General features: G+C 58.1%; 12 protein-coding genes and 1 tRNA gene. 11 read left to right on the forward strand and 2 right to left on the reverse strand.

What is annotated here, in order from left to right; translation table 11 throughout:
- Positions 1-47 precede the first annotated feature (47 nt).
- The gene (gene tig / locus JYJ39_RS10905) at positions 48-1,361 is read right to left on the reverse strand and encodes a trigger factor (RefSeq protein ID WP_205204309.1); all 1,314 of its coding nucleotides are present in this window, start codon (positions 1,359-1,361) and stop codon (positions 48-50) included.
- Positions 1,362-1,547: 186 nt separating this feature from the next.
- On the opposite strand from tig, the gene JYJ39_RS10910 reads away from it, so the two are divergent.
- The 10 genes from JYJ39_RS10910 to JYJ39_RS10955 all read left to right on the forward strand — a co-directional run bounded on the left by JYJ39_RS10910 (position 1,548) and on the right by JYJ39_RS10955 (position 9,251).
- A tRNA-His gene (locus JYJ39_RS10910) sits at positions 1,548-1,623 on the forward strand.
- A 188-nt stretch (positions 1,624-1,811) separates the two neighbouring features.
- Entirely contained in the window at positions 1,812-3,041 is a 1,230-nt protein-coding gene (locus tag JYJ39_RS10915; RefSeq protein WP_205204310.1) for a tyrosine-type recombinase/integrase, read from the forward strand.
- On the forward strand, positions 3,042-3,602 hold the full coding sequence (locus tag JYJ39_RS10920; RefSeq protein ID WP_205204312.1) for a hypothetical protein: 561 nt from the start codon (positions 3,042-3,044) through the stop codon (positions 3,600-3,602).
- A gap of 64 nt (positions 3,603-3,666) precedes the next feature.
- Entirely contained in the window at positions 3,667-3,897 is a 231-nt protein-coding gene (locus tag JYJ39_RS10925; RefSeq protein WP_205204313.1) for a transcriptional regulator, read from the forward strand.
- A 246-nt stretch (positions 3,898-4,143) separates the two neighbouring features.
- The gene (locus JYJ39_RS10930; RefSeq protein ID WP_205204314.1) at positions 4,144-4,713 is read left to right on the forward strand and encodes a hypothetical protein; all 570 of its coding nucleotides are present in this window, start codon (positions 4,144-4,146) and stop codon (positions 4,711-4,713) included.
- Entirely contained in the window at positions 4,706-4,993 is a 288-nt protein-coding gene (locus JYJ39_RS10935; RefSeq protein WP_205204315.1) for a hypothetical protein, read from the forward strand. The genes JYJ39_RS10930 and JYJ39_RS10935 overlap by 8 nt, the downstream gene beginning before the upstream one ends.
- Positions 4,993-5,823, forward strand: a complete 831-nt coding sequence (locus JYJ39_RS10940) for a toprim domain-containing protein (RefSeq protein ID WP_205204316.1) — start codon at positions 4,993-4,995, stop codon at positions 5,821-5,823. Before JYJ39_RS10935 ends, JYJ39_RS10940 begins: the two co-directional genes overlap by 1 nt.
- Positions 5,816-7,411 (forward strand): YfjI family protein, encoded by a 1,596-nt coding sequence (locus tag JYJ39_RS10945; RefSeq protein WP_205204317.1) that lies wholly within the window; start codon positions 5,816-5,818, stop codon positions 7,409-7,411. The genes JYJ39_RS10940 and JYJ39_RS10945 overlap by 8 nt, the downstream gene beginning before the upstream one ends.
- 342 nt (positions 7,412-7,753) lie before the next feature.
- Positions 7,754-8,002, forward strand: coding sequence for a hypothetical protein (locus JYJ39_RS10950; RefSeq protein ID WP_205204318.1), 249 nt, complete (start codon positions 7,754-7,756; stop codon positions 8,000-8,002).
- 13 nt (positions 8,003-8,015) lie between these two features.
- The gene (locus JYJ39_RS10955; RefSeq protein WP_205204319.1) at positions 8,016-9,251 is read left to right on the forward strand and encodes a phage major capsid protein; all 1,236 of its coding nucleotides are present in this window, start codon (positions 8,016-8,018) and stop codon (positions 9,249-9,251) included.
- Positions 9,252-9,944: 693 nt separating this feature from the next.
- On the opposite strand, the gene JYJ39_RS10960 is transcribed toward JYJ39_RS10955, so the two are convergent.
- Positions 9,945-11,033, reverse strand: coding sequence for a type I restriction endonuclease (locus JYJ39_RS10960; RefSeq protein WP_205204320.1), 1,089 nt, complete (start codon positions 11,031-11,033; stop codon positions 9,945-9,947).
- Positions 11,034-11,186: 153 nt separating this feature from the next.
- Between JYJ39_RS10960 and JYJ39_RS10965 the strand changes: the two genes are divergently transcribed.
- Positions 11,187-12,761 (forward strand): peptide chain release factor 3, encoded by a 1,575-nt coding sequence (locus tag JYJ39_RS10965; RefSeq protein WP_205204322.1) that lies wholly within the window; start codon positions 11,187-11,189, stop codon positions 12,759-12,761.
- Positions 12,762-12,836 lie beyond the last annotated feature (75 nt).

A 12,836-nucleotide genomic window follows, 5' to 3' on the forward strand; every position in this document is an offset into this window, starting at 1 on the left:
AGGCAGTTGTTTCAGTTGCGTGTTTCAGGAGCTAGGGCAGGCGCGAATCAGGCAGCCTGTCCGGGGGCTTGCATCAGGTCGTCGAGAGCCACCGCCTTGTCGGTGACTTTGGCCTTGCTCAGCACCCATTCAACGACGTTGTTTTCCAGGACCAGCCCTTCAACATTGGCGAGTTGCTGCGGCTGGCTGTTGTACCAGCGGATGAACTCTTCCGGCTGTTCATAGCTGGCTGCCATTTCCTTCAGCATGTCTTGCACCTGTTCCGGCTTGGCTTGCAACTCAGCAGTCTTGACAATTTCCGCCAGCAGCAGACCCAGGGTGACGCGGCGTTTGGCCTGATCGGCGAACCAGGCAGGCTGCAGCGGGAAATCCTTGGCCTTCATGCCACGTTGCGCCATGTCGCTGCGTGCCGATTCCATCAGACGATGAATTTCGGAATCCACCAGGGCGGCCGGCACGGCAATGTTGTTGGCCTTGAGCAGGGCTTCCATGGCCTGATCCTTGATGCGAGCCTCGATCCGGCGCTTGACTTCGCGCTGCAGGTTGGCCGTGACTTCGCTGCGCATCTTGGCTACATCACCATCGGCAACGCCCATCATCTTGGCGAAATCAGCATCCACTTCCGGCAGACGCGGGGCCTGGACTTGCTTGACGGTGATTTCAAACTGCACGGTCTGGCCAGCCAGATCCTTGGCTTGGTAGTCTTCCGGGAAGGTCAGGTCGAAGGTCTTGCTTTCGCCGGCCTTGCAACCTTCGATGGCTTCTTCGAACGCCGGCAGCATCATGCCTTGGCCGAGAACGAAGGGGTAATCCGTGGCGGTGCCGCCATCAAATGCGACGCCATCCTTCTTGCCACAGAAATCGATGACCACGCGGTCTTCCTTGGCGGCGCCGCGGTCGGCGTTTTCATAACGCACACGTTGCTTGCGCAGGATTTCGATGGTGTTGTCGATTTCCTTTTCGCCCACTTCCAGCGTCGGGCGCTCGATTTCGGCGGCAGACAGATCACCCAGGGTGATTTCCGGATAAACCTCGAACACCGCAGTAAACGAGAGGTGGGTGGTGCTGTCGTTCACCTTCGGTTCCAGGGTGGGGTAACCGGCAACGCGCATTTTCTGTGCATTGACGGCTTCACCAAATGCCTGATCCAGTTTTTCCGACAACACTTCCTGGCGGGCCTGATCGCCGTACTGCTGCTTGACGATGGCGAACGGCACCTTGCCCGGACGGAAGCCCGGCATCTTCAGATTACGCCCCATACGCTTGAGACGCGGTTCCATTTCCCGTTCGAGATCGGCAATCGCCACGGTGAGATCGATGCGACGTTCCAGTTCGTTGACTTGTGCAGTGCTTGCTTCCATGAAAATTTCCTGAGCGTTAGGGGGCAAAAATTAAAGCGGGCAATGTTACCACAGCGTTATCAAGGCGTTCATTTTGTATCTGTTGCAAATAGACGCGGACAGGCAAATCCAAGAACTTGTGCGGAAAACGGTAGAAGAGGGTAGACATTCACCAGACAAGCTCTTAGAATGCGCGCTCTTTCGGCGGCGGCTGTAGCTCAGTTGGTAGAGTCCCGGATTGTGATTCCGGTTGTCGTGGGTTCGAGCCCCATCAGTCGCCCCAGAACATAGCTTCACCAAGCACCATGAAGCACCAGAAACCCCGATAGCTCAAGGCTTTCGGGGTTTTTGCTTTCTAGCATCCCACACCATACAACCCCATCCCAATACCGTTTTCCTGTCGGTAGACTTGACGGTATTCGGCAAAGGGGTGACGGTACACACTGAAATGATGGTATTTCGGGGGTGTGCATGGCTACCAACAAGCTGACGACGGTCAAAATCAACCAGGCCAAGCCCGGCGAGAAGGCACAGAAGCTCGCCGACGGCGGGGGCATGTACCTGCTGCTCGACACCAAGGGCGGCAAATACTGGCGGCTCGATTACCGGTTTGCCGAGAAGCGCAAGACCCTGGCGCTGGGCACGTTTCCCGAGGTCTCACTCGAGGAGGCGCGGCGGGCTCGCGATGCGGCGCGCAAGCAGATCGCCGGCGGCATCGATCCGAGCGCCGCCCGCAAGGTCGACAAGCTGACGGCGGCGCACCGCGCCAACAACACGTTTGAGGCCGTCGCCCGCGAGTGGCACAAGGAATTCTCGCCGACCTGGACCAAGCACACCCAAGAGAAGAACCTGCGGATCTTCGTGGTCTATGCCTTTCCCTGGATCGGCAATCGGCCGATCTCCGAGGTCACCGCCCCCGAGCTGCTGGCGATCATTCGGCGCGTCAAGGAACTGGGCTATCTCGACACCGCCCACCGCCTGCGCATGACCGCCGGCCAGGTGTTCCGCTATGGCATCAGCACCGGCCGCTGCGAGCGCGACATATCGGGCGACCTGCGCGGCGCCATCCCGCCGCAGCGCAAGAAACACTATGCGGCGATCACCGATCCGGCCGAGTTCGGCAAGCTGCTGCGCGATATCTGGGCTTACCAGGGCAGCCTGATCACCTGTTCGGCGTTCCGGCTGTCGGCGCTGTTCGGCCTTCGCCCTGGCGAGGTCCGCAACCTGGAGTGGTCCGAGGTGGATCTGGCCGCCCGGCTGATCCGTATTCCCCTGGGCAAGATGAAGGCGCGGCGCCTGCATGTCGTGCCCCTGGCCGACCAGGCAGCGGCGATTCTGGAGGACTTGAAGCCATTGACCGGCGCCGGGCGCTTCTGCTTCCCCGGTCTTCAGAGCCGTGACCGGCCGATGAGCGAGAACACCATAAATGCCGCGCTGCGCCGCCTGGGCTATGACACCCAGAGCGAGCAATCAGCGCACGGTTTCCGTAGTTCGTTTTCGACCATGGCGCATGGCTCAGGCTTGTTCCGGCCGGAGGTGGTCGAGGTGCAGCTCGCCCACAAGCACGGCGATGCGGTGCGCCTGGCCTATGACCGGGGGGACTTCCTCGAGGAGCGGCGGCGTTTGATGGCTTGGTGGGCGGGGCTGTGCGACCAGATGCGGGAGGGGGCGGAAATCGTTTCTTTGGGAAAGGTGGCTTGAGTGTTCGATCCATGGACGGCAACCATTCAGGAGGCGATGGCCGAGCAAGAGCGTTTTGCTAAAGCTGGCGTAGATCCTTCTCCTCTTGGACCTATTGCACAAACTGTCGCAGCTCATGAAGTTTTATCGGCGAAGGACAGGATCGATTCCGGTGATGGTTTCGCCCTACTTGGCGCAATTAGAAATGTTGTTTCACATGGTCTCGTTGCTCCTGATTGGTTGGCTTATGCCTTCAATCGCCGTTATTACGCGGTAACGATGTTCAGGGCAGGAAGCTGGGACGATCCATTAGCGTTTGGTCGGCCGTTCCCGAAGGGAACCAACCTGGCCGCACGGCGAAAAGCCAAAATTGGCCGAATCAAAGTCTTTAATGCTGTTAGAGAAAGACTTGCCAAGCAACCCGATACACCCATCGATAAATCACTGTTCGAAGAGATTGGACGGCCGCTGGGTTTTGGCGCGACATTGACCGAAACCTTTTACTACCTAGAACTGAAGATGTCTGGGTTAAATCCCGCAAACAATCGGAAAACTGCGGGATTACGCAAAAAGCCGAAGTAAACAGAATTCACAGCCATGCATCCCGCACCATCCCGGTGCTGGGCGTTCCATCAAAGGAAAGCACATGGCAGATAGCATAATCCAGCCTCTACTGTCAGCATTCGATTCGCTACCAGATTCAGCATTGGTCGACGTCAAGGTTATGGCGGGTCTCTTTGGCTGCTCGGAAAACACAGCTTGGCGGCGCTATGGTGGGTATTCAATCAAGGTTTCCCCCCAGCAAACACGTTGGCTAGTTGGCGATGTGCGCAAGATCATGGCGCGCCTGTTGGCCAAGAGGCAGGTGGTTTCGTGATGCTGGCGCCGATTGTTTTCTTGACACGGTTTACCAGCGGCGAGCACAATAAAGGCTCTCTCAAAGTCGAAGGCCGGAACCAGACGGCCAGCAGCACGCAGCCTTCTGGTTTTTTGTTTTGCCCCCGCCGATTTGTCGCGGATTGCCAACGCTGGCAGTCCGTCAACCGTCAACGGGGGTTGCGGGTATCCGTAAGGACCCGGCCGCATCCTTCGACGCGGAGAGACAACCCCCACCAGTTCCTTGGTGGTTCTCAAATCTCAAAGTCGAAGGAGGCCATCACCATGGCTAAACACCCTGGGCGCAGGCGAGCGCCAATCCATTTATGATTCCCCCGTCGAAATCGACAAAGCCGCATTGATCTTGGCTGCAATTAGCCAAGTAGCCAATGATGCCCACGAAGGATTCGATAATGTTCATGTCGCTGGCAATTGGCTCACGCTGATCGAAGCAGCATCGAGTGAGGCACACCGTTTGCTGACAGGCCTGCCGCTTCATAGCGAAGGAGGTGCAATCCTTCCTCTGGTTAGCGAGGTGAGCCAGGCTAAGCTCTCTACGGTCGAATCGACCAACCAATCTACCCAGTTCAAACCGCACCTAGACCGCGATACGGCGGCCAAGCTCAATCCCTTTGTTGGCATTACCTGCTGGGAGGACACGGCGTCAAACGTGCGCGGCGGCCTGGAATTCCTGGCGCGTGCTGCCGAGGTAATTCCAGAAGGTGTTTCGATCAGGGCCGCTTATGGTCTAGACCTGACCATGCAGGCAATGGCAAATGCGCTTGCCTTCGAGACGGAAGGGGGAAGTAATGAGTAAGTTGGCTACTTTCAACACTGACGATCAGCGCCTCATTGCGGCGCATCAGACGGTTGTCGACTTTGGGGCTGGATACCTGAATTCCCTGGTTGGTAAGAGCCCGAAAGATACCTGTCAAAAAATCGAAAACCTGATGCCGTTTCTGCAGCGCCAAATTGATACGGCGGACGGTGGCAGTTTTGAGGATGTGCGCCCAGTTCTATCGTTCCTGGTGAAGTCCATCTGGACCGCCGTTCAATACGAAATTAGTGTTGGCGAATCCGCGGATGTGGTGCGGTGATGGGCTTTCACAGTGATTTTGAAAGGGCGCTGGAAGCTTCCGGCCTGGCGATGCACAAGCCGGCCTTTGTCGGCGATGGCCGTCTCCACCGCTACCGGGTTGCTGACGACAAGGCAGGCAGCAAAAACGGCTGGTATGTCCTGTACCTGGACGAGAAGCCCTTCGGGGCTTTCGGCAGTTGGAAAACAGGACAGTCACTGACGTGGACCGCAACCAAGCCCGAGACCATGACGCCGGCCGAGCGGCGCGAGCTCGCGGCGCGGATGGAAGCGGCCCGGATCGCCCGCGCTGCTGAGCAGGCCAAGGTGAGAGACGAGGCAGCGAAGCGGGCGGCGCGGCTGTGGGAGACCGCAAAGCCTGCCGGCAACGATCATCCTTACCTGGTCAAGAAACAAGTGAGCGCATTTGGTGTGCGTGATCTGCGCGGGCAGTTGGTAATCCCCTTGCGCGATGCCGATGGCCGGCTGTGGAGCCTGCAATTCATCGCGGGCGACGGCCGCAAAACCTTCCTCACGGGCGGCCGCAAGCGCGGCTGCTATCACGCAATAGGCCGGCCAGCATCGGCCCTGTGCATCTGCGAGGGCTACGCGACCGGGGCGACGATCTACCAGGCAACCGGGCACGCGACGGCTGTGGCCTTCGACGCCGGCAACCTGTTGCCGGTGGCTGAGGCCTTGCGGGCGAAGTTCCCGAGGCTGTCCCTGGTGATCGCTGCCGATAACGACAGCGAGACGGCGGGCAATCCCGGCCTGACGGCGGCAACGGCAGCAGCGCGGGCGGTTGGTGCGGCGGTGGCGGTGCCCGATTTTGGGAGGGCTGGCCATGTCTGACCATTCCGATTTCAACGACCTGGCACGGGTGGCGGGCGGCGGCGCGGTGGCGGCGGCGATCGCTACCGCGATTGAGTCGAAGCTGCCGCAGCAGAGCCGGGAGAACAATCCAGTTGTCAGCATCGCCGACAATTGGCCGGACCCGATCATTCCCGGCCAGATGCCGGTGCCCGACCTGCCGGCAACCCTGCTGCCGACCTGGGCGGGGAAGATGGCGGCGGCCGTGGCTGAATCGACACAGACACCGCCCGCCATGGCGGTGATGTGCGCCCTGTCAGTGCTGGCCACGGTGCTGCATCGCCGCTTCGAGGTGGCACCGTTCGGCGAGGATGATGAATACACCGAGCCGCTGAGCCTTTGGACCCTGACGGCGCTACCGAGCGGGAGCCGGAAGACGGCGGTTATCAATGCCCTGGCTGCACCGCTGGTCTATTGGGAGAAGCTGGAGCGGGATCGGCTGCGCAGCGAGATTGCCAGAACGACAGCGGCGCGGCTGGTGGCGAAAAAGCGTATCGAGAAGCTGACCAAGGATGCCGTGAATGCCGAGAACGAGGCCGACCGCGAGCGCATCCGCAAGCTGATCCAAGAGGAAGAAGAGGCCATGCCGCCGGAAATCAGGGCACCCCGCCTGTTTACGGGCGATGTGACGGCTGAGCGGTTGCAGGCCTTGTTGGTCGAGCATGGCGAGCGCATGTCGGTATTGAGTGACGAGGCCGGGATATTTCTCATCATGGCCGGCATGTACTCCGGTGGCATGGCAAGCCTGGACGTATTCCTGCAAGGCCATGCCGGCACGCCGATGCGCGTTGATCGCGCTGACCGCTGCGCCCATATCGACAAGCCGGCATTGACCTTCGGCCTGGCGTTGCAGCCGGGCGTACTGGCGGATGTGGCGAGCAGCCGGCGCTTTCGGGATAGCGGTCTGCTGGCCCGCTTCCTGTTCGCCATGCCAGAGAGCAACGTGGGCAAGCGTGATGTGCGGCGGCGCTGGGCGATCCCTAGCTATGTGAAGAACGACTACGAAAGCCGGCTGCACAACCTATTGGATGGCCGCCAGCAATATGCAGGAAGCCCACGCGTCATCGGCATGAGTGATCCAGCGCGGGAGGCCTGGCTTGATTTTGCTGACGAGATCGAGCAGCAGCAGGGCGAGCGCGGCGGCCTGGAGTCCATCGCGGATTGGTCCAGCAAACTGCCCGGCGCAGCGGCGCGGATCGCGGCGCTTCTCGAGCTGGCTGAGGCTGGCCCCAGCGCAGAGAGCGTCAGCCTTGAGGCGACAGCCAATGCCGTCGAGCTTTGCCGGCTGCTGATCCCGCACGCACAGGCAGCCTTCGGCCTGCTCGGCGGCGATGCGACGGACACCGATGCCGGTGCAATCATCAAGTGGGCGCAGGAGGGGCGGCGGCTGTCGTTCAGCCGGCGCGATTGCCAGAAGGCGATGGAAGGCCGCTTTCGTTCGGTGGCACGCCTGGAGAAAGCCATTGAACGACTGAGCCAGAGCGATTCAGCCCGGGTTGAGAAGGTGCCAAACAAGGGCGCACCACCGACCACCATGATTCGCATGAATCCAAAACTGTTTGTCGACTGAATCGAGTTTGTCGCCATGAAGCCTATTTTTAATATCTTTATCTTTATATTCAGACAGATGCAGTTATCCAGCCATAGACAAACGACAAAGTCGACAAACTCGACTAACTGCACAAAGTTTGAGCGTCTGTCGACTTTGTCGACTTTTTCGATTGTCGATTATCTGCCGCTGCCATCCGGATTTCGACTCCGCAATTTTGCGGAGATCGATTGCGCCGGAGGGGGGGCTAAATCTTTCCAAACAATATTTTCGGAGACCGCTCGTCCCAGTCTTTGCTCTCACCCGCGAAATGGACAGGGGGAGGGGGTACGTGCTCAATAATTCAGTTTGGGAATAACAATCTTGAAAAAACAATTTTTATCGAATAAAGTTTTCAACGTTCGCAGCGCTGCGGGATGCAGTATGGCGTTCGGTCACTTCGGTAGGTCATTGCTTGGTTTCTTAGGGATTAAGAAGCCGGAATCGACCAGGGCCGATTTGGCAAACCGTAAGCGACAGCTTGAGCGAGACCTGCGGGATGCAGGTTTTAGTAGAGCAGAAGCGAAACGGCTAGCCGGTGCAATGGTGCGCCAAATAGAACCGAATCCATGAAAGGAATTTCCTGATGAATAAGATCATCAACAATCGTGCAGTACAGGCCATCCTGGCTATAACCCTTGTCTTTGCGGCATACGCAATGGGGTGGCTTTCACCTGAAATGGCCGTAGCTGGCGGGTTGCTGCCGATGGCGATCGGCGAAACCGACTTTGGTAGTCTGAAGGATCTGCTGGTCAAGCAAGGCGAAGAGTTCGCCAACTTCAAAGCTGCCCGCGAGAAAGAAGCATCTGAACTGCGTTCCGATTTGGATTCTTTGCATAAGAAGCTGAATCGACCAGGAGCGGCGGGCTCTGGTAATCCTGGCGAAGGTCACGGCGGTTTGACAGCAGGCAAGACCTCAAAGGGCGCCCCCTTCTATCTGTTGAAAAAGGGCGAGCGTATCAGCCAGCGTAGTTCCGAGATCGGCGAGTTCGACTTGGGCGAGTTCGTTCGTGATTCGGTGGTTGGCAGCCGTAAGGCAATGGTCTCGGGGCCTGCACTGGTGCCGGTCGGCGTGTCCGATATGGTGATCGATGCGGTACGTGATTTGGTAGTAGTTACCGCCGCCGGTGCCCGAACCTTGGTTATCGACGGTCCTACCAACTTGGCACGCATCGACGGGGACCCGACAGTTATCCAGCACACGGAGAACACTGATGACATCACCGAGAGCGATATCGATCTTGGCTACGTCACATCGAACCCCAAGTTGCTGGCTGCGGTGATCCCGCTCTCCGAGGAACTGGTGCAGGATTCGCCGAACTTGAACGACGTCATTAAAATGGCTGTCGCTGGCGCCTTTGCTACGAAGATTGACGGCCTGATTCTCGCCAAGCTAGTGGCCGATGCTGCTATCCCGGATTCAGCCGCCGGCCAGGATCCGGCAGCCTGGGGCAAGGTGTTGGAGGCGGTGGGTAGTGCCATGGCCCTCAAGCAACAAGTGCCGTCCGCACTGATCGGGGCACCGGGTGACTTCATTGCTCGAGCTTCCCAGTTGGCTGCTGGGGCTGGATCGTGGCTTGGCAAACCTCCCGCATTGGCCGGCATGGCGGAGTTCAACACGACCGGTATCACGGCCGGTACCGCGATCTTCGGTGACTTCGCCAAGGCGGTGCTGATGACGATTCGCTCTGAAATCCGCCTGGAGGTGATCCGCTGGAAGAACACTGGCAAAGGCCAGCATGCTCTGGTGGCGCATGCCCGTGCCGATGGCTACGTTGTCCAACCGAATGCGCTGTATCGGATGCTGAAGACGCTCGCCTGATCGTAGCAAACTAGAACGCCCCGCTCGACAGATCGGGGCGTTTTTCTTCGTGCATGAGTTCTGGCTCTGCTGTTTGAATGACGGTAGACTTGACGGTATCTAATCCCAAACGAATCTGTACGGCTAGGCGGGTAGGGCGTTTCCGGGTTTTGTTCGAGCCCCATCAGTCCCCAAAAAATTCCCGTAAAACCCCCGTGCCGCAAGGCCTCGGGGGTTTTTATTTTAACCTTAGGAATTTCACCGTGCCCAAAGCGGCCCCATTGGTGGCAATGAGCGCCCCATTTTTGTCACGTCGACTCGATCTAATATGCGTCGAAAACCACCGTTCTTGGCGCGATTGAGCGCAGGAGCAAGCGTTACGTCACTGTCGATGAGCTAGTACACTTCGTCGCCCCAGAGCTCGACGTCCAGACCCTGTGGACGCCTCTGTGTAGCGAGCGAAATCAATCGCCCGCTGCCAGCTGACAAGCCTGCACAACTCAATGCGCCGCCATGTCTCTGGTCTAAAACAACTTTAATCGTTTCGCAACCACCATACACTCTGTTCCTTGATGAACGCCAGTTCCGGGGTACATGCAATCAAATAGTTGCGCTGATGCTGCAAGCCGGTGCAAACAGAAAGCGGCACAACGCGCGAGCTTGCAAAAAAGTCAAACCTTCAATGCAGAAAACCCCGCTTTCGCAGGGTTTGTCTTATTCGGCAATATAAGCAGAAACAGTGGCTCTTAAGCGATCTGCGAAATTGTAGATTTCATCCGGATCGGTGATTAGAACCTTCTCTTCTTCCTTGCCGTTCATCAACCCCAAATACAAGCGCTGAGAGTTGTTGAAGCGCAACCGACAAATAGGTTTACGGTTGTTATCGTCAAAGAGGATAGCGCAATAGCTTTGCGCATCCCGCATGACAACACGCTTGGACGGGACAAGATCGCGCAGGATCGCGCGAACAATGTGAAAGCCCTCGATTTCTTCAAGGGTGGTTTCGATGGTCGCGCCCTGTGTTTCCACTTCCTGCGCAGCGGGTGTATCCACCGGATTTTGCGTAGCCGGAGCAACGGCTGGCATCTCGGGAGACATAGCTTCGCGCAGGCGGTCATTGATTCGGGAGCTGATCAGTTGCTTGAATGCTCGCTTTGTAATCTCCGTGAACTGCTCTTTGAGCGCCGGGGTAAAGCGCTTTCCGGGCAGCAAATCCAGCGAAACAAGCCTTACAAAGTCTTCTGACGGGGCGTTCATCCATTCGGCCAGCTGGTTGCGAATGGCTCGTGTGTACTTCAGATCGTTGGCAGTGGTCAGGATGGAATCAACGTCAAACGCCACCTTGGCGAACTTCTTCAGCTCTTCGACTTCCTGATCCTTGAAGTCCAGCATGCTGAACTCAAGGAACGGCTTTTCGTCCATTTTGTTGGGCTGATCCAGATCCGTGAAGAAACGGTAGGTCAAGCCATTGGTGAGCACCCCGAATCGGGCCTCAGTGACATGGAAATAGCGGAACAGTTGGCTCGCATGATTATTGCTCAAGTCACCGCCGCACTTCTTACATTCAAACAGGATGATCGGCTTTCCGTCTTTCAGGATCGCGTAATCAACCTTCTCGCCCTTTTTGGTGCCTACATCTGCCACCAGTTCCGGCGTTACCTCGGTAGGATCAAAGACGTTATAACCGAGCAACTGAATGAACGGCATGATCATCGCTGTTTTGGTCGCTTCTTCGGTTTGGATCAGGTCTTTGTTGCTTTCAATCCGAGCAGCAAGCGCCCGCAATTGATCGATGAAGTCCATAGCCATAAACACCTCTCTTAATATTATTCGGGGATGATACAACAGCCGCGCCGCTTATCACGGGGCTGGGGTACAAGAAGGAGCTGGGGGCAAGCCCTTCGCTCGTTCAGCCTCCGTTATAATCCAGCCCCTTTTGTTCTGGAATACCCTGCCGTGAGCGCTCTTGTTGAAGAAATCTCCCGCCGCCGTACGTTTGCCATCATTGCTCACCCGGACGCGGGGAAAACCACGCTGACCGAGAAGCTGCTGTGGTTTGGCGGCGCCATTCAGGTGGCGGGCGAAGTGCGGGCGCGCAAGGCGTCGCGGCATGCCACCTCGGACTGGATGGAACTGGAGAAGCAGCGCGGCATTTCGGTGACCTCGTCGGTGATGCAGTTTCCCTACCGCGAGTGCATGATCAATCTGCTCGACACGCCCGGCCACGAGGATTTTTCGGAAGATACCTACCGCACGCTGACGGCAGTCGATTCGGCGGTGATGGTGATCGACTCGGTCAACGGGGTGGAAGCGCAGACAATCAAGTTGCTCAACGTCTGCCGCATGCGCGATACCCCGATCCTCACCTTCGTCAACAAGCTCGACCGTGAGGGCAAGTCGCCCATCGACCTGCTGGATGAAATCGAATCGGTGCTGGGAATCGAATGTGCCCCCATGACCTGGCCCATCGGCATGGGCAAGCGCTTCCGCGGGGTGTATCACCTCTACAACGACGCGGTGACTTTTTTCGATCCGCAAGCAGAGAAGGGGACCGCCGAAATCATTCCGGGGCTGGACAATCCGCGCCTGGACGAACTGCTGGGCGAGCAGGCCGACGAGTTGCGACTGGACATCGAGCTGGTCCGTGGTGCCTCACACCGCTTTGACTTGCAGGCCTATCTGGCCGGCAAGCAGACGCCGGTGTTTTTCGGCTCGGCAGTCAATAACTTCGGCGTGCAGAGCTTGCTCGACGCGGTGGTCGATTATTCGCCAGCGCCGGCAGCACACCCGGCGGTCAGCCGGCGGGTGGAAGCCGCGGAGCCAAAATTCTCCGGTTTCGTGTTCAAGATCCAAGCCAACATGGACCCCAAGCACCGCGACCGCATCGCCTTCCTGCGCGTATGTTCGGGACGCTTTGACCGGGGCATGAAAGTAAAACAGGTCGCCACCGGCAAGACCCTGTCGATCAACAACGCCATTACCTTCATGGCGCGCGACCGCAGCACGGCGGATGAGGCCTATTCGGGCGACATCATCGGTATCCCCAACCATGGCACCATCCGCCTGGGCGAAACCTTCACCGAAGGTGAAGATCTGCGCTTTACCGGCATCCCGTCCTTTGCGCCGGAAATGTTCCGTCTCGCAAGAATTGGTAACCCACTTAAAATCAAGCAATTGCAGAAAGGTCTTCAACAACTTGCTGAAGAAGGCGCCACGCAGTTGTTCCGCCCGATTTCCGGCACCGACATGATTCTCGGGGCCGTCGGCGCCCTGCAGTTCGATGTGGTCGCGCACCGCCTGGAGCACGAATACGGCGTGCAGGTGATTTTCGAACACTACAACTGCTCGACGGCCCGCTGGATCGTCGGCGATCCTGCGGAATTGCGCCAGCTGTCCGACCGTTACAGTGCCAACGTTGCGCTCGATGGCGCCGATGATCCGGTCTACCTGGCACCGAACAATGTCTATCTCAACATGGTGCGGGAAAAGTATCCCAACCTGCGCTTCCTGGAAACACGGGAAGTGGCTTAGCATGCCGCTTTCTGGTCGCCGCACAACAGCATGAGCCGCATTCCGCCTGACAATTTCCATGCCGGCATCACCCGG

This window comes from Azonexus hydrophilus, assembly GCF_905120355.1.
Taxonomy (GTDB): Bacteria; Pseudomonadota; Gammaproteobacteria; order Burkholderiales; family Rhodocyclaceae; genus Azonexus.

What these genes read in the sequence shown, in the direction of transcription:
- JYJ39_RS10955 (WP_205204319.1), top strand. Translation starts at nt 8,016, where the DNA reads ATGAATAAGATCATCAACAATCGTGCAGTACAGGCCATCCTGGCTATA.
- JYJ39_RS10960 (WP_205204320.1), bottom strand. Translation starts at nt 11,033, where the DNA reads ATGGACTTCATCGATCAATTGCGGGCGCTTGCTGCTCGGATTGAAAGC.
- tig (WP_205204309.1), bottom strand. Translation starts at nt 1,361, where the DNA reads ATGGAAGCAAGCACTGCACAAGTCAACGAACTGGAACGTCGCATCGAT.
- JYJ39_RS10925 (WP_205204313.1), top strand. Translation starts at nt 3,667, where the DNA reads ATGGCAGATAGCATAATCCAGCCTCTACTGTCAGCATTCGATTCGCTA.
- JYJ39_RS10935 (WP_205204315.1), top strand. Translation starts at nt 4,706, where the DNA reads ATGAGTAAGTTGGCTACTTTCAACACTGACGATCAGCGCCTCATTGCG.
- JYJ39_RS10945 (WP_205204317.1), top strand. Translation starts at nt 5,816, where the DNA reads ATGTCTGACCATTCCGATTTCAACGACCTGGCACGGGTGGCGGGCGGC.
- JYJ39_RS10940 (WP_205204316.1), top strand. Translation starts at nt 4,993, where the DNA reads ATGGGCTTTCACAGTGATTTTGAAAGGGCGCTGGAAGCTTCCGGCCTG.
- JYJ39_RS10915 (WP_205204310.1), top strand. Translation starts at nt 1,812, where the DNA reads ATGGCTACCAACAAGCTGACGACGGTCAAAATCAACCAGGCCAAGCCC.